Genomic DNA, 19,995 nt, shown 5'->3' on the forward strand with positions numbered 1-19,995 from the left:
CCTGCATGACCAGCACCCTCCCCGAATCGGCAGCACCCGGGCTTCGCGCCGCCGTCGCAAAACTTCCCGCTTATGTCGCCGGCAAGAGCGCAGAGTCGGAACTGACTGCTGCCCTGGCTTCGAACGAAAGCCACTTCGCTCCCCTGCCATCCGTCGTCGACATGATCTCGGCAGAGGCCGGCAGGATCCACCGCTACCCGTCCATGGGTGCCGTTGACGCCCGGGAAGCGCTCGCCCGGCACCACTCGGTGTCAGCCGATGAAGTCGCCGCCGGACCGGGAAGCTCGGGGGTGCTGCAGCAGATCATCTCTGCTGTCTGCGATCCGGGCGACGAGGTTGTTTTTGCCTGGCGGTCCTTTGCGGCGTATCCGATCCTGGTCACGGTAGCCGGCGCGGTGCCTGTCCCCGTACCCCTGCTGGAGAACGAACACCACGACCTTGCAGCCATGGCCGCTGCCATCACCGGCCGTACCCGTCTGGTGATCCTCTGCTCCCCCAACAACCCCACGGGCGTGTCCATTGCAGCGGAGCAGCTGGAGGAGTTCCTGCGGGCCGTCCCGCCGCGGGTCCTGGTGGTGCTGGACGAGGCCTATATCGAATACCGGCGCGGTCCCGGTCTGGACTCCCTCGAGTTCTACCGGCGGTACCCCAACCTGTGCATCCTGAGGACCTTTTCCAAGGCTTATGGGCTGGCCGGCCTGCGGATCGGTTATGCCATCGCCCGGCCTTCCGTGGCTGACGGCCTCCGCCGCACAGCGATCCCTTTTGGCGTCAACCGGATGGCGCAGGCTGCAGCCATGGCGTCCCTGGCAGCCGGGGATGAAATCCTGGCACGGACCAATGCAGTTGCCGGGGAACGCACCCGTGTCATCGCGGCACTCCGCAGCCTCGGTTGGAAGGTCCCGGACAGCCAGGCCAACTTCTACTGGCTCCGTGCCTCGGATGAGCTGCGCGGGCAGCTGCTGGGCGCCCTCGCCGAGGCGGACATCCTGGCCCGCGGATACGTCGGAGACGGAGTCCGGATCACCCTGGCCAACAGGGAAACGAATGACCGCGTGCTGGCGGTTCTTTCCAACCGCGGGCGGTTTGCGGACCAGTGAGCACCACGACTGCCACCACCACTGTCCCTGCCACCGCGGAAAAACGGACGACGGCGCTGCCCGCCACGCCGCCGTCGGCCGTCCGCCATTCCCTGGCTGAAGACATCCTGGGCATCCTCACCGGCACGTTCGCCGCGTCCCTGGGCCTGTACCTGCTCAAATCCAGTGAAGCCGTCACCGGTGGAACGGCCGGGCTGGCGCTGCTGCTCAGCTACTCCATTCAACTGCCGTTCGGCGTCATCTTCATGGCAGTGAACCTGCCCTTCTTTGGCCTGGCGGTCTGGAAGAAAGGCTGGAACTTTGCCTTGCGCACAGGCGCAGCGATTGCCCTGGTCTCCGCCATGGCCAGCCTGCATCCGGCCGTGCTCGGGGCATTGGCTATCAACCCGGTGTACGGCGTGCTGGGCGGGAACCTGCTTGCCGGCGTCGGACTGCTGATCCTGTTCCGGCACAAATCCAGCCTCGGCGGCTTCAATATCCTGGCCCTGCTCCTGCAGGAGAAATTGAAGTGGCGTGCCGGTTATGTGCAGATGGTGCTGGACGTGACCATCGTGCTCGCGGCGCTGGCGCTGGTGTCACCTTTGATGGTTCTCCTCTCCGCAGTGGGCGCCACCCTCCTGAACCTCATCCTCGCCCTGAACCACCGCCCCGGCCGCTACCTGGGAAAGTAGCCGCCGCCGGGCCCCGGGGAAGCTCCTACCTCCAGGCTTCTTCAGGAACAGCGCGGCGCGGACCCAGCTACCTCACAAAAGCTGGTTGGCAGCTGGCGTCGTGACGACGTTGGCTGCCAGCCGGTTTTTCGTTGGGGGTTCAATTTCAAGAGCGTAAGAAAGGCCCGGCACGGCATCGATGCCCCATTCTGCTTACAATCGAAACCTCAATCGACTACTGAGGGACCCATGAAGAAATTCGCTACAGCCCTGTTCGCCGCCGGTCTCGTTCTCTCCGCCACGGCCTGCTCCACCTCGCAACAACTGTCCACCGCTGAAACCTGCGAGCGGATCCAGACCGTCGTGTCGAACCCTGCCAACAGCGCCGGCAAGACGGGCATGAACCGTCTTGCGAACCAGATCCGCCCCATTCACGCGGTGGCATCTGATGATCTCAAGCCCGCCCTCGAGTCGATCCTCGAATACACGGACGAGCAGGCGAAAGAGACCCCGGACGAAGCCAAGCTCGCCGAACTCCAGGCAGACTACGAGCAGGCCGGCAACACCTACAGCCGGTTCTGCAGCTAGGCATTACCTCGCTGAGCGGACCCGGCTGCCCCGGCTACAGGCTGGCCGGGTCCGTATTGGCGCCGCACAGGATTACGGCCACGCGCTCATACGGGCGCGGCACATAGGCGCCGGAGGCCAGGGCCGCGTATGCCGCCGCGGCACCATGCTCCACCACCATGCGGTAGCCGTCCCACAGCGCCGAGCGCGCGGCAACAATGTCGTCGTCGCTCACCAGGACGCTTTCGACGGCGGTGCGGACGGCCACGGAGAAGCCGATGTCTCCGATGCTGCGGGCACCCAGGGAGTCCGCGGCGACGCCGGACACCGCCACGTCCACAGGTTTTCCGGCGGACAGCGCTGCGTGCAAAGTCGGCGCTGTTTCCGGTTCCACGGCCACCACCTTTGCATGGCCTTCCACGGCAGCGGCGACTCCTGCCATCAGGCCGCCACCACCCACGGCGACCAGCACGGTATCCACACTTCGGAGCTGGTCCAGCAGTTCGGACCCTACGGTTCCTGCGCCGGCGGCGATCTCCGGCTGGTCGTAGGCGTGGCAGTACACGGCCCCGGTTTCCCGGGCGTGCGCCACGGCCGCCTGATAGGCCACTGCGTATTCCGTTCCGCCCTGCACCACCGTCGCACCAATGGCTACAAGCTTCCGGACCTTGACGGCCGGTGCCGCTGCAGGAACAAACACACTGTGGCCGGCACACCCAGCTGCGCCGCTGCGTAAGCATTGGCGAGGCCGGCGTTTCCACCGGAAGCGACCACCACTCCCACCTCCGTACGCAGTTCGCCGCGTTCCTTGCTGGCCAGGATCCGGTTGAGGGCTCCCCGGGCCTTGAAGGTCCCGGTGTGCTGCATGAATTCGCATTTGAACCACACCGGACCTGGAAAAGCGTCCCGGTCAGCTTCCATCACCGGGGTGAGCCGGGTGAGGCCGGCGGTCCGGCGCGCGGCCTGGTCCACGTCGCCGCGGGTAATCACGTCAGACCTCGTCGTCCCAGGTTCCCGGTTCCTCCAGCGCTTCCTCGGGCTTGTGGTCCTGGGCAGGGGCGCCGCTACCGGTATACGATGCCGGAACGGTGCCGGCCGCGTGCGCCTGCTGCTCTTCGCGGATGTTGGCCGCGTGGGGAAGCTCAGGGTGCTGCCCGCTTTGCGGGGCCTTCGTCACTTCAGGGCTGCTGTTGGGCTCGTCGGGATCGCCGGGCCCCCGAAGGTCAGCGGTGTTCTGGGGCTCGTCGTTCGAAGTTGTCATGGTCCTGCCTTTCACCCTGGGGAATTCTGGCTGTTCGGGGCCGGGCTGGAACCCGGCGCCGGTTTCAGCCTACTTCTGACCGCTGTGGTTCGCTGGTATCGGGACCGAACCTGTGAATTGCCTGGCGGAGCCTGTGAAAACCGGTCCGTTACCTGTGATCGCGACTCAGCAGGGACTTCGACGGAGTCCCCGGCGTTAACCCCATGGCGGAAGGAGGCCACATGATTATTGTTCTTACCGGAATAGACGGTTCCGGCAAGTCCACGGCAGCCCACGCCCTGGTGTCGGCCGTTCAGGCCAAGGGCGGGAAAGCCCTGCTGTTGAACAACCACGCGGGCAGGCGGAGCATGTCGGTCCTGCAGGCCAGATGGGGGGTTCGGCTGCCGGAACGCCTCGCTGACACGGTCGAAACCACCTTCCGGGTGTGGAACGTCCTGGTCTCCCACCTGCAGGCCAGCCGGTTCAACGGGCTGGTAGTGATGGACCGACACCTGTACTGCCAGCTGGCCCTGCGTGGTACGAACGGCATTCCCCGCGGCCGTCTCCTGCCGTGGCTTTTGGCGGTACTGCCCAGCCCGGCTGCCGTGATCCACCTCGAAATTGAACCCGATGAGGCACACCGGCGGATTGTCGCCCGCGGAACTGATGCGGAGACCCTCGAGGACCTGGTTGCCTTCCGCGACGCCTACTCGGCGCTGCCGGAATACGGAAGCTTCATCAAGGTGGACGCGGCCCTTCCCGCCCCGGAACTGGCAGAACGCCTTGAGCGCGTGATGAGCGGAGTCACCGCCAGCGAACACATTCCGTCAAGGGAAGCAGCCACAAAACGACACTAAAGGTGGACAGGACAAAAAGGTGGGCGGGACCAGCCGGTCCCGCCCACCTTTTGTTGTTACAGCCAGGGCGTTGCGGCTAGGGCGAGGGCGTCGGCGAAGCCGTGGACGTCTCGCCCTCTACGGTCTCGGTGACCGTTGCCGTCGGTGACGCTGTATCATCGGGCGAAGCCGTGCTGGTGGTGGTCGACGTCGGGCTGGACGTTGCGCCGCCTTCGGCGTCCTCAAGGACTTCGTTAATGAGGTCCTCAAGTTCCTTCTGGTCCGCGTCGCCCAGGTCCGCGCCGCTCTTGGTGGCCACAACCAGCAGCCGGCCCTCAGCCGCGGAAACCTGCATCAGCTCCTGGTTCTCCCCGCTGCGGGTGCTGAGGGTTGCGAAAGTTTCAGCCGCGTCCGTTTCAGCCTGCACTTCCTCGCTGGAGACTTCGTAGCTCTGGCCCAGGGCTTCAACCGTGAAGGTGGAGCACTGGCTCATCTTGCCTTTGATCTCCGTGAGGACTTCCTCGGCGTCAGGACCTTCGCTGCCGGACTGGGCGGAGAGGGTGCGGGGCTGGTCGCCTTCGGATAGCGCGACGGCCACCTCGCCTTCTTCCACGGTGTCCAGCAGGCCTGCGGTGGCGATGTCCTTGCAGTCCTCAGGGTCAACGGTTGCCGTGCTCAGGAGCAGGTTGGCGATGTTCCCGCCCTGGTCCACCTGCTCCTTGGAGTAGAGCTTGAGTTCGTTGCCGTCGGCGTCCGTCTTGCCGGAGATGAGATCGCGCAGCTCATCCTCGGTATACACCTTGTCAGCCGCGGCGGTTTCGGTGGCAGTGGCCGTTGCGGTGGGGCTGGCTGCCCCGTCTCCGCCACCGGTGCAGCCGGCCAGTGCCAGCATTGCCGCAGTCATCAATCCAAGCGCAGGTACTTTTCGCATCAGGTGAACCCCTTCGAAATAGGAAGCATGCTTAGTGTTTCCTACTGTAAAGGGTTTGGGCCCAAGTGTGAAATACCGACTTGGTAACGGTCCAAAGCTCCAGGTCAGGCCGGCTGTTTCCCCTGCTCCGGCAACGGCGAATGCCGCCACGCACCACTTGCCTTCGCCTGGTGTCCCAGGTTACGGGAGATGGCGCGGGCGGCGGCACGTACCAGCGGCACCAGTTCATGGGCGGGCGTGGCAGCGTCAGGAACCACGATTGACAGCGCCGCCACAACGTCGCCGTCGGCTCCACGGATGGGAGCGGCAACGGATACAGTGCGGGACGGACGGCTTCTTCGGACCACCGCGGCGCCGGAATGTTTGACCCCGGCGAGCGCGGCCCGCAGCCCGGGGCCCGGGATGCTTTCGGAACCCGGTTCGGCTTCCGCTGGCTGCGCGAGCAACTCCGCCTGGAATTCAGGAGCGGCGTGGGCCAGCAGGACCTGCCCGACGGCGGTGGTGCGCAATGGCATCCGGCCTCCCACCCGGTAGGCGACTTCGGTCGCGGTGCGGGAGGAGAGCCTGTCGATAAGCACAGCGTCCCTGCCTTCACGGACGGCGAGGAGTACGTGGTGCCGCGTGACCTCATACAGGTCCTCGAGATACGGGAGCGCGATCTGGCGCACCCCATGGCCGCGGGGCGCCAACGATGCGATTTCCCAGAGCCGGACACCCACCACGTAACGCCCGTCCTCCAACCTCTCCAGGGCACCCCACTCCGTTAGGTGCCGCACCAGGCGAAGGGCGGTGGCGGGGGCAAGGCCGGCAAGCCGGGACAACTCGGACAGGTTCAGGGCCCGGCGCTGCTCACTGAATTGCGCCAGCAGGCTGAGGGCACGCACCACCACGGGGTCTGCGGGGCCTTCCTGAACCGGCCTGGCCCCGCGGCCTGCTCCCGCCATGATGCCTCCAGTTCCTTACGCGCCGAGTAGTTCAAGCCTTCCGCTTGTGGCCTCCGTCACAAAGTGTATTTTCACTGAGTGAAAAGTACGATTTCGAAGGCTTGGGTTCGGGGACAGGCTGATGGACGTCCCGCCGGCGAAATTTGCCTGCCACCCTTACCGATTGGAATCAACGATGAACTCCAACGCCCCCAGGAAATCCCTGGTTGGAATTTTTGTCTTGTGCTGGCTTGGCCTGCTCGCCGACGGTTACGACCTCTACGTCTACGGCGCCACCCTTCCCGGGCTGATCGGCCAGCCGCCCTTCAACGTAACGCCTGCCGCCGCAGGCGCCGTGGGCTCCATCGCGCTGGTGGGGATGCTGCTCGGCTCCCTCATCGTCGGCACCCTGACGGACCGGCTGGGCCGGCGCCGCATCTTCGTCAGCGCCCTGGCGCTGTTTTCGCTGGCCATGTTGGCATGCGCCGCGGCGCCCAGCTGGGAGTCGTTTGCGTTCTACCGCTTCATCGCGTGCTTCGGCGTGGGCGGCTTGCTTCCGACGGCGGTGGCGCTCACCAACGAGTTCGCACCGCCCGGCCGGAAATCACTGATCCTCGGGGCCGTCCTGACCGGACCGGCCACGGGCACGGTGGCGGCTTCCCTGACCTCGCTGGCGCTGCTGGAATCCAGCGGTTTCCGCCCGGTGTACGCCATCGGCGCAGGAGGCTTGCTGCTGGTTCCGTTCGCGTGGTTCCTGCTGCCCGAGTCGCCGTCATTCCTGCGGACCCAGCTCCGTAATGCCGAGGCAGATCGCATTGAGGCACTGTATGGCCTGCCCCGCACCACGGAAGTCCCCGCCACGGGCATTCGCGTTTCGCCCACCCGCGCGTTGTTCGCCAACGGCACCGCCCACACCACCTTCCTGCTGTGGGCCATCACGGTGCTGAGCCTGCTGACAATCTTCGGCGTCAGCACGTGGCTCCCCCAGATCATGCGGACCGCAGGGTTCGGTGTCGGTTCCTCCGTGTCGTTCCTGCTGGCCTACTCAGTGGGCGCCGTTGTGGGTACGGTCCTGGCGTCCGTGGCCAGCCAGAAGTTCGGACCGCGGCCGCTGGTGATCGTGGGCTTCATCAGTGCCGCCATCGCCCTGCTCCTGATGTCCTTCAACCCGCCGGCCGCGCTCATGACGGTGCTCGCCGGCGTCGCAGGCTTTGGTGGGCTGGGCACACAGAACATGATCAACGACTACATCGCGCAGTTCTACCCTGCGGCCACCCGCGCCACGGGGCTGGGTTGGGCACTCGCGGTGGGCCGTATCGGAGCCATCGCCGGCCCCACCTACGGGGCACTGCTGGTGAGCTTCGGCGGCGGGGTGCCGGCGGCCGCAATGGCCTTTGCGGCACCTGCCCTGCTGGGCGCGGTCCTCATGCTGGCTCTCCGGACCCGGACCGCGAAGCGTTCCATCGTGGCTCCCGACGCCGAACTGGTGGCCTGACCGCGCCAACCCTAAGGCGGGCCGGCAGAACCGCTGCCGCCCCGCCGCCCGCGCTGGACCCTGTCGAGGCACTGGCCGCTCCAACAGGCAGAGATGAACCGCGTTCTGACCAGCGGCGGCAGGCTTGCGCTTGAGCTGGTAGCGTCGCTTCTCGAGAGCGGGTCAATGCCGTCCACATCCGCCAAGGCAAGTCTGCAGGGCCATTCCGGCGCATGGCGGGCCGACGCTGCCGACCCTGCCCTCGCAGCCCGCATGACCCGCAGCACTGACAACCGGAGGCGTGTAACCATCAGCAGCGAACTGATACTTCGCGGACGCATCGTTACCGGAAGCATGGACGTTACCGACGGCGCCGTAGCGGTCGACGGCGGCCGCATCACCTTCGCGGGGCCGGCGTCGGAATTTCCCGGCTCGAATTCTGCCCGCGAGGCACTTCCCGCTGCTGCTGACCGCATTCTTTTGCCCGGCCTGGTGGACCTGCACTGCCACGGCGCGCAAGGCTGTGACTTCTCCGAGGGATCCGTCGACGGCGCCCGGTCCGCCGCCAGGTACCTGCACAGCCGGGGAACCACCACGCTGCTGGCGAGCCTGGTGACGGGATCGCCGGAGCACCTGGTCCGGAACCTCAAGGCGCTGCGGACACTCGCCGAGGAGGGGCTGATAGCCGGTTCCCATCTGGAGGGACCCTTCCTCGCGTCCGGTCAGTGCGGCGCACACGACCCCGGGCTGCTGCTGGAACCGGACGCCCGCCTGGTGGGCGAACTGCTGGAAGCGGCCGGTCCCACTTTGGCCTCCATGACCCTGGCCGCCGAACTTCCCGGCGCCGCGGTGCTTGTGGACCTGCTCGCACCCCAGGGGATCATCCCGTCCCTGGGACACACGGCCGCCGACCACCACGCTGCCGCAGAATTCCTGGATCGCGCAGCCGCCGGACTCGGCGATCCAGCAAACCCGACCGGACGGTTCCGTCCCACCGTTACCCATCTCTTCAATGCCATGCCCAGCCTGCACCACCGCTCCCCCGGCCCCGTTTCAGCCAGCCTTCGAGCGGCACATGCCGGGAACGCCGTCGTGGAGCTGATCGCCGACGGCGTCCACCTGGCTCCCGAGACCGTCAAGCTGGTATTCGATCTGGTAGGGGCAGAAAACATTGCCCTGGTCACGGATTCCATGGCGGCCACCGGCCTGCAGGACGGGCAATACCGGCTGGGCACGGTCGCCGTAACGGTGGGCCAGGGCGTGGCACGGGTGGACAGCACCGGTGCCATCGCCGGCGGAACCGCCACTTTGCTGGATGTTGTCCGTACAACCGTCGCCGCGGGAGTCGCATTGCAGGATGCCGTCCTGGCGGCCAGCGCCGTTCCGGCTGCGGTCCTGGGAATCTCCTCGCAGGCAGGCGACCTGCGCGCGGAGATGCCGGCCGACGTCGTCGTCGTTGATTCAGACCTGAACCTGGGCGGGGTGCTGCGACGGGGTGAGTGGGTCACTGCGCTGGAACGGTCCGCGTAACGGGCACGTGGGGTCCCGTGGCCTAGCTGATCAGCAGCCAATCTTCAGTCATTCCCAGCATGCGGACGCGAACCACAGTTCACGTCCTATTCCGTTGAGCCGACCTTGGTGTCTATGAGAAAGCTGGCAACCCTGCGTGCAGTTGTTGTTCCCTGTCCAGCTTCACGCAGTCGCATCGCCAAGACGCCGGTGACCACGAGCAGCAGTTCCTCGGCCAGCGCCTGGGCTTGGCGCCCGACAACGGGAACGGCGAATTCTGCAAGCCGGGTTTGAAACGAATTAGTGTCTGCCCGCACAGCCTCGAGGATTCCGGCAGGCGCGTCGGCATACTCAGCGGCAGAACCCAGGAATGCGCACCAGCGCGCACCGCCAGGGCTTGCCATGAACTCGTCCAGCGCATCGAAGACCGCCAGCAGCTTTCCCCGGGCTGTTGCCTGGCGCTCGATGGCCCGGTCCCACGCAGCAAGCCATGCCTTATGACGTCTGTTCAGGGCGGCTGCAACCAGCGCTTCCTTACTCGGGTAACCGCGGTAAAGCGTGGCCGCCGATACCCCCGCCCTGTCAAGGATTACGTCAACCGGTGTAGCGGCGATTCCGTGGGTGAAGAAGAGCTCATCCGCGGCATCGAGCAGCTTTTCCTCAGTTTTTGAACGAATTCCCATAGAAATAGCCTAGGCTATAAAAATGAAACGTACGTTTTCGTTTTCGCCTGCCAGGGATGGCATGTTGCTTGCCGCGGGCACTAGCTTCATCGCGATGACCTATGGCCTGATCCGAATGGCGTACGGCCTCTTTCTTCCGGACGTGCAAGCCGAACTTTCCTTCAGCGCAGCCGCGGCGGGCCTGATTTCATCCGGCGCGTCTCTGTCCTACTGCATGGGTGCATTGATTGGTTTACGGGCGGGTGCGGCTCACCCGCGCCGGCTGGTCATTGGGGCGGCCCTCTGTGCCGGCATTGGATCCGCGGGCATGGCCGCAGCGATGCAGCCGGGCGTCTTTGCCCCTTTCGCGATCCTCAGTTCCACCGGCGCCGGTCTTGCATCCCCTGCCCTCGTGTCCATCATCGGACGCAACGTCGAAAGAAGGGACAACAATCGCGCACAATCGATTGTGAACGCAGGTACCGGGCCCGGACTGATCGTCGCCGGGGTGCTGGCGCTGGTACTTCTCCCTAACTGGCGGCTCCCCTGGTTCGTCGTAGCCGGCTTCACAATCATCATTGCCGCCCTGGTTCTACGGCTTGACAGAGCAGGCACCCACCGCTCAGTTGACGAGAACAGGCTTCCGCCCAAATCCTGGTTCGGCGCACACGGCCACATCATCGCCGCTGCACTCTTGGTGGGTGCGGGCTCGGCTGCCGTATGGACCTTTGGACGAGCCCACCTGGTGGAATCCGGCGCCAGTGAGCCGGTGTCGATAGGAGCCTGGATAGCCCTCGGCATCGGCGGAACAGCAGTAATCGCCACTGCCGGATGGATGAGCCATTTCCGGCCACCGGGCGCGTGGGCACTCAGTGCCTCCGTGGTTGCCGGCGCTACTGTGATGCTGGGAATGGCTCCCGGCTTTACCGCCCTGGCACTACTCGCCTGCGTTGCTTTCGGGTGGGGCTATACCGCCGCCACAGGAGCGCTTATCGCATGGACGCAGGAACGCGACTTCGATCGTGCTGCAACGGGCACATCCCTTCTTTTTGTCGCCCTCGTCCTGGGGCAGGCCCTCGGCGCCACGGCCGCAGGTGCAGTTGCCGCTGTCTGGGGGCTCGCTGCCGCTTTCGTACTGGCAGCCGTAGTCACCGGAGCGGCAGTGGCTGTCCCGCATCGGCACAAAACCCTAACGGCGGTGCCTTAACGCGAGCGACAGTCCTGGCAATGGGACGCTCTCCTCAAAATGTCGGTGCCTCCTTGGATGATGTTCGTATGGGTTACAGCGTGGATGGAGCAGCGGTGATGGAGGGCATTCATGCCTCCGCTGCCGCCCTTGGTGCGTTGTTCCTTGAGGATGCGTCGCTGCGGACTGACGCTGCTGCCGGTATTGATGTGTTGCAGCGGCAGTACGAGCTCCGGCTGGACCGGATGACGCTGGTGTCCCGGCTGGAAGCGCAGCTGGCCGCGCTCAAGGCCCGGGACGCGGCGGAGAGCATCGAACTGCACCAGGCCATGACCCCGCCCGAGGCCTCCCCGCAGGACCGGGCCTACGGCGAAATGTCAGCGGTTGAGGAGATCGCCGGCGTCCTGACCATCAGCTCAGGAGCCGCGGCGGCGTTCGTCCACCAGTCACGCCGGCTGTGCTCGCTGCCGCCAGCCCTGGACGCACTCGCCGCCGGTGCCATGTCATGGCAGCATGCGAGGATCATCGCCGACGAGACCGAGGGCCTCGGTCCCGCCGGCGCGGCCGCCCTGGTGGCGCATTTCCTGGACCCGGACGCACCCAACCCGGCACGCTGGTGCCCTCACGGTTCCGGGCAAAGGTGCGGACCTGGCGCGAACGCCACCACCCCGAATCCCTCGAAAAACGCCACACCAAGGCCGTCACCGACCGGCGGGTCGAACACTACCCGGACCGTGACGGAATGGCCTGGATCTCCGCCTACCTCCCGGCCGACACCGCATCGGCCATCTGGAACCGCACCAACGCCCTCGCCCGCGGCAAGCAGGGCCCGGACGAAACCCGCACCCTCACCCAGTTGCGCGCCGACGAGTTCGCCACCATGCTCCTCCGGCCAGGACCCACACTCAACGCCCGGGCAGGGGAAAGCGGCCCCCGGGGCGGGGAGCGCGGATCCGACGACATGATCGGGCTGGCCTCACTGGCAGGAGCCGGGGACGTACATGAGAACCCGGGCGCTGATTGCGCCGCGGGCACTGCAGGCAACGGCGCGCGTCCGAATCCCGGAAAGGTCCCCGCACCAAGGGCGGACGTGCTGGTCACCGTTCCGGTGTTTTCCCTGCTCGGCCTCACCGACGAACCCGCCATACTCGACGGGCACGGACCCATCCCCGCCTCCATGGCCCGGAAACTGGTCACGGACGGAACCAACTCCTTCTACCGGGTCCTGGTTGACCCGAGAGACGGGGCGCCGCTGGAGATCGGCCACAAGAACTACCGGCTGCCCGAAGCGGTGAAGCGCTGGCTGCGGATGCGGGACGGAAAATGCACCTTCCCCGGCTGCACCAACCACACCCTGGACAACGAAACCGACCACCTCCTCGCCTGGCACCACGGCGGGACCACCGGGGTCAGCAACCTCGGCCAGGCCTGCCCCAAACACCACCGGCTCAAACACGCCAGCACCTGGACATCCACCCAAGCCACCAAAAACGAACCACCAGGCTGGACCTCACCCACAGGCCGGCACTACAAAAGCGAACACCAGGACCGGGAACCACCACACTGGCCCGAGATCCTAGGCGTGCCGGAGATGCTCAATGCTGACGCCTGCCCTCCCAAGGCCATCCTGTCGTGGGAGCCGCCACTGGAGGAACCTCCGGGTGACAATTTGCTGGACGTGGACGACATTCCAGCCGATGACCCCATTTGGGAGGACTTCTATGCCCTGCCGAATGTCTTGCCCCAGGATCCCTTGAGGGACTGGAAACTGGCACTAACTTAGTTGCTGCTGCTACGGCGCATCTAATCCGCGCCCTGGCAGGCAGGCAGACTTCCACAAAGCTAGTCAGCGCCCGGAAGGCAGACTTCCACGAGCCCGTCGGTAACACGCGTTTCAAACCGTGGCTGCCGGGAGGTGGCTGGTCCGGCCTGCACTTCACCGGTGCGCAGCGAGAAGGTGCTCCGGTGCCAGGGGCAGACGACGCATGGTTCGCCGTCGCCCCCGCCTTTGAGCTTGCCTTCGTGCAACGGCCCCGACAGGTGGCTGCAGACGTCGGACAGAACGTTGACGGTGTTCCCTTCACGGTGGACGAGGAGCGGCAACCCTGCAACCTCGCGCTTGTGGAGCTTTCCTTCGGGCAGGTCCGCAAGCTGCGCCAGGGGATGCCAGCCGGACGGGAAACGGTGCGGGATCTCCTCGCTGTGGTTCACGCCCGCGGCCTGCCGGTACGTGAGGTGGCCACCAAGGAAACCGCTGGCACTGACCGTGGCAAGTCCAAGGTACGCGAGCACCTTCCCGCTGCCCTGGCTGCCCCTCGCACGCTGCACCAGCGACGCGATGTAGAGACTTGTTGCCGCGATATTGGCGCCTGCGTGGACCAGGCCCACCCTCTGCTGCTGGCTGTGCAGCTGCGACCAGTCGGTGAACCCGGCCAGCGCAGACGGTAAAACGCTGATGGTTCCCACGCCGATGAGCACCTTGGCGGCTTTCTCACTGCCCGGGATCGCATCCAGGACCCCGGCCGAGATCCACGCACCGATGGGTACCTGGACGGCAAGCGGGTGAACCGGGTGGCCGATAGGCACCCCGTGCAGGATGTCCCGGGCCCAACGTGGGCCAATGACCTTCTTCACGGCTTTCCGGACAGTCTTGGCCAGCGGGTCAAGCCATTCGGCGTCCTCAAGGCGGGTAACAAGCTCAAGTGCAGGCAGTGGCTTCATGTGATTCCCCTTACCCGGTTTCCCGGTATCCAGTCGTTGCCCGAGAGCTTAGCCGCTGGGCGCAGGTGCCAACAGGGCGTGGCATCGGGATCAGGGCTCCGGGCTCCGGGCTCCGGGCCAGGCTGAGGGGCCAGGCTGAGGGGCCAGGCGCAGACTAGCGGAGCGGTGATCCCAGCACCGTGAACTGGTTGCCGCCCATCTCGCCGGACAGCAGGGGCACGGCCTCAGCGATCGCGGCCCGCACGCTGTCCAGCTGCAGCGAAGCCTGGTGCGCCTCCGGCGACTTCCACAGTTCACAAACAAAAACGGTGTCCGGGGCATCGGCACTGACGCCGACTTCATAGAGCAGGCAGCCGGCCTCCTTCAGCCCGGCCATGGGCCGGAGCAGGATGGATACGACGGCGTCGCGCTGGCCAGGCTTGGTTCCGAGGCTTCCCACATTTGCAAAGGTCATGGGGACAGTCTGCCGGAAGGTGTGGCAGAACCACCCAGCTAAAACAACAGAAATTTGCCGGCTACCTGTGATCCAAGCGCCATTTTTGGGTAATAACACAACTGGCTAAAGCAGTCGGCCAACTGGCAGTCATCGGGAGCAGGAGCCATGAAAGCCAACGCCACCTCCCCTGCTCATATCCAGCTGGGGACCACCCCCTCCGGCGGGGTATTCCACGCTTTCCACCGCTTGCAGCTGGTGCCCACGGCAGATCTCCTTCGGTTGAGACGCGCACTTCAACAGGCCAAGGGCGTCACCGCGTCCGGTGCCGCAGAGAGCCTCCTCCACCAAGTGCATGGGAAGCTGTCCCGGCGCCAGGACCAGAGCCCGCAAGCGGGTTAAGACCATCCGCACCGCAGGTTCGGCATGCGGAACGGATGAGGGCGGACCTTGGCAACAAGGGGCCGCCGCCGCGGGCCGGTGCCTTTAATGCCCTGGGCCGGCCCGCGGCCTTATCCACATCGATCGAAAGGAGCAGTCGCAATGAACAACATCCTCCGGCGCACCGGAACGGACATCACCGAACCCCTCCGGCGCTTATTCGAAGGAGACCTCGATACCTGGCTGCGGACCGAGGAGTACAAGGAAAACGGCACCCTGGTCATCAAGGCTGAAGTTCCCGGCATTGATCCGGAAAAGGACGTGGACATCACCATGACCGGTGACCAGCTCCGGATCACCGTCCGGCACGAGGAAAAATCGGAGCACACGGGCAAGGAGGGGTACCGCTCAGAGTTCCGCTACGGCACCTTCTCCCGGGCGGTCACCCTCCCCGGCGCCGCGGACCAGAGCGACGTGAAGGCCACCTACATCGACGGCATTCTGGAGGTCCGCGTTCCCCTGCCCGAGCAGGAAGACACGGGGAAGCGGAAGATTCCCATCGTCCGCGGCTAGCGTTACGACGGCGGTGCACGGCCGCCGTCGTAATTCCCGCCTTTGCGCTCCCTGGACCAGTGCTGCCCAGGTCCCTCCCGGCAGATGTCGCACCCCTGTGGTTGGATGATGCTCTATTTCGGGGATGGAGGCGGAGATGGAAGTCTGGACGGGGAGCCCGTATCCGTTGGGCGCCACTTATGACGGCAGCGGCACGAACTTCGCCCTGTTCAGTGAGGCCGCGAGCGCAGTCCATCTGTGCCTGTTCGACGAAGACGGCAGCGAACAACGCATCCGGCTTGAAGCCGTGGATGGCTTCGTCTGGCACTGCTACCTGCCGCATGTCCTCCCCGGCCAGCTGTACGGCTACCGGGTGGACGGCCCCTACACTCCGGCGCAGGGCCTTCGCTGCAACCCGAACAAGCTGCTGATGGACCCGTATGCCAAAGCCATGAGCGGTGACATCACCTGGGGCCAGCCGATGTTCTCCTACCACTTCGGCGACCCCGCGTCCTTCAACACTGACGACTCCGCACCCAGCACCATGAGGTCCGTGGTCATCAGCCCATTCTTCGACTGGCAGCACGACCGCCCGCCGCGGATCCCCTACAACGACACCCTGATCTACGAGGCACACGTCAAGGGCCTGACCATGACCCATCCCGAGGTGCCGGAGAAGGAACGCGGCACCTATGCGGGAATTGCGCACCCCGCGGTGATCGAGCATCTGCAGAAGCTGGGCGTCACGGCCATCGAACTGATGCCGGTGCACCAGTTCGTCCAGGACAGCGTGCTGCAGGAGAAGGGCCTCAGCAACTACTGGGGCTACAACACCCTTGGCTTCTTCGCCCCGCACGCGAGCTACAGTTCCAGCACCAGGCCCGGGCAGCAGGTGCAGGAATTCAAGGCGATGGTCCGCTCACTGCACGCCGCGGACATCGAGGTGATTCTCGACGTCGTTTATAACCACACAGCGGAGGGGAACCACCTGGGCCCAACGTTGTCGTTCAAGGGGATCGACAACCAGGCGTACTACCGGCTGGTTGACCACGAGAAGCAGCACTACCTGGACTACACGGGCACCGGCAACACCATCAATGTCCGGCACCCGCATGCCCTGCAGCTGCTGATGGACTCGCTGCGGTACTGGGTGCTGGAGATGCATGTGGACGGTTTCCGCTTTGACCTTGCGTCAGCCCTCGCCCGCGAATTTTATGAGGTGGACCGGCTGTCCAGCTTCTTTGACCTGGTGCAGCAGGATCCTGTGGTGTCGCAGGTGAAACTCATCGCCGAGCCCTGGGACGTCGGCCCCGGCGGCTACCAGGTGGGCAACTTTCCTCCGCTGTGGACGGAGTGGAACGGAAAGTACCGCGACGCCGTCCGCGACTTCTGGCGCGGCGCTCCCGCCACCCTGGGGGAGTTCGCGTCCCGGCTTGCCGGCTCGTCCGACCTCTATGAAAGCTCGGGACGCCGGCCGGTGGCGTCCATCAACTTCGTCACGGCCCACGACGGCTTTACCCTGCGCGATCTTGTCTCGTACAACTCCAAGCACAACGGGGCCAACGGCGAAAACAACAATGACGGCGAGTCCCATAACCGGTCCTGGAACTGCGGCACAGAGGGGCCGACGGACGATCCTGAAATCCTGGCCTTACGTGCACGGCAGCAACGTAATTTCCTGGCTACACTGCTCCTCTCTCAGGGTGTGCCGATGGTGCTCCACGGTGATGAGCTGGGCCGAACCCAGCTGGGAAACAACAACGCTTACTGCCAGGACTCACCCGTGTCCTGGATCAACTGGGATATGGCGGACCAGCCCCTGACGGAATTCCTGGCCGCTGTCAGCACCCTGCGCCGCGAGCATCCGACATTCCGCCGCAACAGGTTCTTTGAAGGACGGCCTGTCCGGCGCAGCGCCGGGCAACCCCTGCCGGATATCGTCTGGCTCAACACGGATGCGTCCGAAATGGTTCCCGAGGACTGGGGCAACCCGCTCGCAAGGGCCCTGGGTGTGTTCTACAACGGCGAAGCAGTGGGTAAGGACCACCGCGGAAGGGTCATCCGGGACCACAACTTCCTGCTCTACTGCAATTCCGGAGACGAACCCGTGGACTTCACGCTCCCGGGTACGGAGTACTCGCCAGCCTGGGAGCAGCTGATCGATACCGCGGGGGAACATGCTGACCAAGGCTTCCTTGAGGCGAACGGAACCGTGAAACTTGCCGCCAAGTCCCTGCTCGCACTGCGGGCCTACGCCAAACCTCCGGAAAAACCGGACCACTCCGTGGCAGCCTCCCTGGCCCTGCTCGCGGCACCCGAAGGTGCGCGGCCGCCGTCGTAATTTTTTCCTCCTGAGCTTCCGGGCGGTCTCAGTCTGCGGCACCCAGGCTTCCGGCATGCACGACGGCGCCACTCGCCGTCGTATCTTCGTTCAGCATCCAGCCCACGCGCTTGACGGTGGTCAGCATAACTACGCTTTCCACCAGATCGATGCCGGGGACTTTTTGCTGCAGGGCAAGTTCCGCTGTCATCACGTCCGCCAGGGACTGCAGCCACATAATGATCACGAAATTGGTGGGCCCGGTGGTGGATGCGCTCAGCCGGACGTTGCTGATGGTGCGGATCGCGGCGGCAGCCTCCTCATGCCGGCCCGCGGGGACATTGGCGAACCATTGGCAGGTGACGGGGTAGGAGGAGTAACCCTGGGCAATCTCGCAGCGGAACAAAAGGATGCCGCTGGCCAGCACCCGGTTGAGCTGCCGCTGCACAGTTGCCGGATGCCGGCCCAATTCGCGGGCTATCTCCGCCGCGGTTGCCCTGCCGTCGCGGGCCAGGAACGGCAGCAGCTCCAGGTGGCTTTCGGGGAGTTGGGCGGCCTCTGCGGAATCATGTTTGCCGTGGTGCTTGCCGTGGTGCCCCAGTGTCCGCAGCGTTGCGAGCTGGGCAGGGTCCAGGATGTTCAGTCGCCATTCATCCGCACTGGCGTGCAGCCTGGTACACAGGGCTGTCTGGTACTTGGTGAGCCCTTCAATGGTCTTGAATCGGGAAACGACGTTGGAGCTGAAATCCTCCAGCGACTTTGTGATCACGGTCAGCATGAGGTCCCGGTTGCTCGCCGCCTCCTCGACCGTGACGATGTGCGGGATGGCGGCCAACTGCGCGGTAACGCTGTCCCGCAGGTTCATGTCGCAGTCCACTGCCACGAACGCGAGGAGCATCTGCTGCGGGTCCCCCGCCAGGTGCGCGGTCACCCATGCAGCGCCGCTGGATTTCAACCGGTCCCACCGTGCGGCAAGCGTGGTGGCATGGACGCCGAGCACCTTCGCGGCATCCGCCCAACCCAGCCTCGGCGAGGTCTGCAGGACCTGGATCAGGGCGAGGTCTTCTTCATTGAGCTCCATGCCCCATTCTTCCTGTCTTGTGACTGAATCCTGCAGAAAAGCAGTAGAAGCAGCATATTTCCTGCGCTTTCCAGGAATGTGAACCACGCCACTTCAGAATAGTCCACGGGAAGGACCGCCGATGCCGAGGAGTTACGAAGTGACGATTACCGCCGATGCCCGCGACCTGCACGATGACCTGGTCCGCCTGCGCCATGACCTGCACCGGCAGCCGGAAATCGGCCTGGAGCTTCCCCGGACGCAGGAACGCGTTCTTCAAGCCCTGGACGGCCTGCCGCTCGAGATCACCCTGGGCAAGGAGACGACGTCGGTCACCGCAGTTCTCCGCGGCGGCATCCCCTCCCCCGCGGGTGAGGACGGAAGGCAGCGGCCCGCGGTGCTCCTCCGTGCCGACATGGACGCGCTCCCGGTCCAGGAAAAGACCGGCGTCGACTACACGTCCCGTACCAATGGCGCCATGCACGCCTGCGGCCACGACCTGCACACCTCGATGCTCGCCGGAGCCGCCACCCTCCTGGCCGGGAAACGGCACCAACTGGCCGGCGACGTCGTCCTCATGTTCCAGCCCGGCGAGGAAGGGTTCGACGGCGCCAGCTACATGATCCGGGAAGGCGTCCTGGACGCAGCCGGAACCCGGGTCCAGGCGGCCTACGGCATGCACGTGTTCTCCTCGCTTGAGCCGCACGGCACCTTTTGCACCAAATCGGGCGTCATGCTCAGCTCATCGGACGGGCTCGAAGTCACTGTGCTGGGTGCGGGCGGCCATGGTTCCGCCCCGCACGCGGCCAAGGATCCGGTGACGGTCGCTGCCGAAATGGTGACCGCCCTGCAGGTGATGGTCACCCGGCAGTTCAACATGTTCGATCCCGTGGTCCTGTCCGTGGGAGTGCTCCACGCCGGCACCAAACGGAACGTGATCCCCGAATCAGCCCGCATCGAGGCCACCGTCCGGACCTTCTCCGAGGCGTCGCGCCTGAAGATGATGGAGGCGGTCCCGCGCCTGCTCAAGGGCATCGCCGCCGCGCACGGGGTGGAGGTCCACGTGGACTACCAGGAGGAATATCCGCTCACCATCACGGACGAAGACGAAACCTTTACCGCGGAGAAGGTCATCTCCGGGCTCTTCGGCGAGAGCCGCCTTTCGCGCTGGGCCACTCCACTCAGCGGCTCCGAGGACTTCTCCAGGGTGCTTGCCGAGGTGCCCGGCACCTTCGTAGGACTCAGCGCCGTGGCTCCGGGCGGTGATCCGGCAACGTCCCCCTTCAACCACTCCCCTTATGCGACGTTCGACGACGGCGTGCTGGCTGACGGAGCCGCGCTCTACGCCCAGCTCGCCATCTCGCGGCTTGCCGCGCTTTCAGCGGCGTCGTAACTGCCGGCAGCAGCGCCGCTGCCCGGCACCTCCCTTCGGACCGACCACCAGGAAGTC

General features: G+C 65.4%; 17 protein-coding genes and 2 pseudogenes. 11 read left to right on the forward strand and 8 right to left on the reverse strand.

What is annotated here, in order from left to right:
• Nucleotides 1-5: 5 nt before the first annotated feature.
• The 3 genes from hisC to NXY83_RS18590 all read left to right on the forward strand — a co-directional run bounded on the left by hisC (nt 6) and on the right by NXY83_RS18590 (nt 2,338).
• The gene (gene hisC / locus NXY83_RS18580; protein WP_258803682.1) at nt 6-1,100 is read left to right on the forward strand and encodes a histidinol-phosphate transaminase; all 1,095 of its coding nucleotides are present in this window, start codon (nt 6-8) and stop codon (nt 1,098-1,100) included.
• Nucleotides 1,097-1,771 (forward strand): YitT family protein, encoded by a 675-nt coding sequence (locus tag NXY83_RS18585; RefSeq protein WP_397427526.1) that lies wholly within the window; start codon nt 1,097-1,099, stop codon nt 1,769-1,771. Before hisC ends, NXY83_RS18585 begins: the two co-directional genes overlap by 4 nt.
• A gap of 228 nt (nt 1,772-1,999) precedes the next feature.
• Nucleotides 2,000-2,338 carry a YgdI/YgdR family lipoprotein gene (locus NXY83_RS18590; protein WP_258803683.1) on the forward strand — a complete coding sequence of 113 codons (339 nt, stop codon included), beginning with the start codon at nt 2,000-2,002 and terminating at the stop codon, nt 2,336-2,338.
• 34 nt (nt 2,339-2,372) lie between these two features.
• On the opposite strand, the pseudogene NXY83_RS18595 reads toward NXY83_RS18590, so the two are convergent.
• Nucleotides 2,373-3,307, reverse strand: a pseudogene (locus NXY83_RS18595) (threonine/serine dehydratase).
• Nucleotide 3,308: 1 nt separating this feature from the next.
• A complete protein-coding gene (locus NXY83_RS18600) occupies nt 3,309-3,578 on the reverse strand; it encodes a hypothetical protein (protein ID WP_258803684.1) in 270 nt (89 codons plus the stop codon).
• Nucleotides 3,579-3,799: 221 nt separating this feature from the next.
• Here NXY83_RS18600 and NXY83_RS18605 point away from each other — a divergent pair, with 221 nt between their 5' ends.
• Nucleotides 3,800-4,414 (forward strand): thymidylate kinase, encoded by a 615-nt coding sequence (locus NXY83_RS18605; protein WP_258803685.1) that lies wholly within the window; start codon nt 3,800-3,802, stop codon nt 4,412-4,414.
• A 76-nt stretch (nt 4,415-4,490) separates the two neighbouring features.
• Here the strand turns inward: NXY83_RS18605 and NXY83_RS18610 are convergent, their stop codons facing one another.
• Both NXY83_RS18610 and NXY83_RS18615 read right to left on the reverse strand, forming a co-directional pair.
• Nucleotides 4,491-5,324 carry a hypothetical protein gene (locus tag NXY83_RS18610; RefSeq protein ID WP_258803686.1) on the reverse strand — a complete coding sequence of 278 codons (834 nt, stop codon included), beginning with the start codon at nt 5,322-5,324 and terminating at the stop codon, nt 4,491-4,493.
• 104 nt (nt 5,325-5,428) lie between these two features.
• Nucleotides 5,429-6,268, reverse strand: coding sequence for an IclR family transcriptional regulator (locus NXY83_RS18615; RefSeq protein ID WP_258803687.1), 840 nt, complete (start codon nt 6,266-6,268; stop codon nt 5,429-5,431).
• Nucleotides 6,269-6,443: 175 nt separating this feature from the next.
• On the opposite strand from NXY83_RS18615, the gene NXY83_RS18620 reads away from it, so the two are divergent.
• Together NXY83_RS18620 and NXY83_RS18625 are read left to right on the forward strand one after the other, a co-directional pair.
• The gene (locus NXY83_RS18620) at nt 6,444-7,742 is read left to right on the forward strand and encodes an MFS transporter (protein ID WP_258803688.1); all 1,299 of its coding nucleotides are present in this window, start codon (nt 6,444-6,446) and stop codon (nt 7,740-7,742) included.
• 288 nt (nt 7,743-8,030) lie between these two features.
• Nucleotides 8,031-9,251 (forward strand): N-acetylglucosamine-6-phosphate deacetylase, encoded by a 1,221-nt coding sequence (locus NXY83_RS18625; protein WP_258806344.1) that lies wholly within the window; start codon nt 8,031-8,033, stop codon nt 9,249-9,251.
• 86 nt (nt 9,252-9,337) lie between these two features.
• Here NXY83_RS18625 and NXY83_RS18630 read toward each other — a convergent pair whose 3' ends face one another.
• A complete protein-coding gene (locus NXY83_RS18630; protein WP_258803689.1) occupies nt 9,338-9,913 on the reverse strand; it encodes a TetR/AcrR family transcriptional regulator in 576 nt (191 codons plus the stop codon).
• A gap of 22 nt (nt 9,914-9,935) precedes the next feature.
• Here NXY83_RS18630 and NXY83_RS18635 point away from each other — a divergent pair, with 22 nt between their 5' ends.
• Entirely contained in the window at nt 9,936-11,099 is a 1,164-nt protein-coding gene (locus NXY83_RS18635; protein ID WP_258803690.1) for an MFS transporter, read from the forward strand.
• A gap of 98 nt (nt 11,100-11,197) precedes the next feature.
• Nucleotides 11,198-12,861 (forward strand): annotated as a pseudogene (locus NXY83_RS18640) (DUF222 domain-containing protein).
• Between the two features lie 59 nt (nt 12,862-12,920).
• On the opposite strand, the gene NXY83_RS18645 reads toward NXY83_RS18640, so the two are convergent.
• Together NXY83_RS18645 and NXY83_RS18650 are read right to left on the reverse strand one after the other, a co-directional pair.
• Nucleotides 12,921-13,799 carry a Rieske 2Fe-2S domain-containing protein gene (locus tag NXY83_RS18645; protein WP_258803691.1) on the reverse strand — a complete coding sequence of 293 codons (879 nt, stop codon included), beginning with the start codon at nt 13,797-13,799 and terminating at the stop codon, nt 12,921-12,923.
• A 154-nt stretch (nt 13,800-13,953) separates the two neighbouring features.
• Nucleotides 13,954-14,253: a putative quinol monooxygenase gene (locus NXY83_RS18650; RefSeq protein ID WP_258803692.1), complete on the reverse strand. Its 300-nt coding sequence runs from the start codon at nt 14,251-14,253 to the stop codon at nt 13,954-13,956.
• Between the two features lie 522 nt (nt 14,254-14,775).
• On the opposite strand from NXY83_RS18650, the gene NXY83_RS18655 reads away from it, so the two are divergent.
• The gene (locus tag NXY83_RS18655; protein WP_258803693.1) at nt 14,776-15,186 is read left to right on the forward strand and encodes an Hsp20/alpha crystallin family protein; all 411 of its coding nucleotides are present in this window, start codon (nt 14,776-14,778) and stop codon (nt 15,184-15,186) included.
• 136 nt (nt 15,187-15,322) lie between these two features.
• Nucleotides 15,323-17,506 carry a glycogen debranching protein GlgX gene (glgX, locus tag NXY83_RS18660; protein ID WP_258803694.1) on the forward strand — a complete coding sequence of 728 codons (2,184 nt, stop codon included), beginning with the start codon at nt 15,323-15,325 and terminating at the stop codon, nt 17,504-17,506.
• A 28-nt stretch (nt 17,507-17,534) separates the two neighbouring features.
• Here the strand turns inward: glgX and NXY83_RS18665 are convergent, their stop codons facing one another.
• Nucleotides 17,535-18,566, reverse strand: a complete 1,032-nt coding sequence (locus NXY83_RS18665) for an Lrp/AsnC family transcriptional regulator (RefSeq protein ID WP_258803695.1) — start codon at nt 18,564-18,566, stop codon at nt 17,535-17,537.
• Nucleotides 18,567-18,705: 139 nt separating this feature from the next.
• On the opposite strand from NXY83_RS18665, the gene NXY83_RS18670 reads away from it, so the two are divergent.
• Nucleotides 18,706-19,938 (forward strand): M20 metallopeptidase family protein, encoded by a 1,233-nt coding sequence (locus NXY83_RS18670; protein ID WP_258803696.1) that lies wholly within the window; start codon nt 18,706-18,708, stop codon nt 19,936-19,938.
• Nucleotides 19,939-19,995 lie beyond the last annotated feature (57 nt).

It is taken from the genome of Pseudarthrobacter sp. NS4 (assembly GCF_024758005.1).
Taxonomy (GTDB): domain Bacteria; phylum Actinomycetota; class Actinomycetes; order Actinomycetales; family Micrococcaceae; genus Arthrobacter.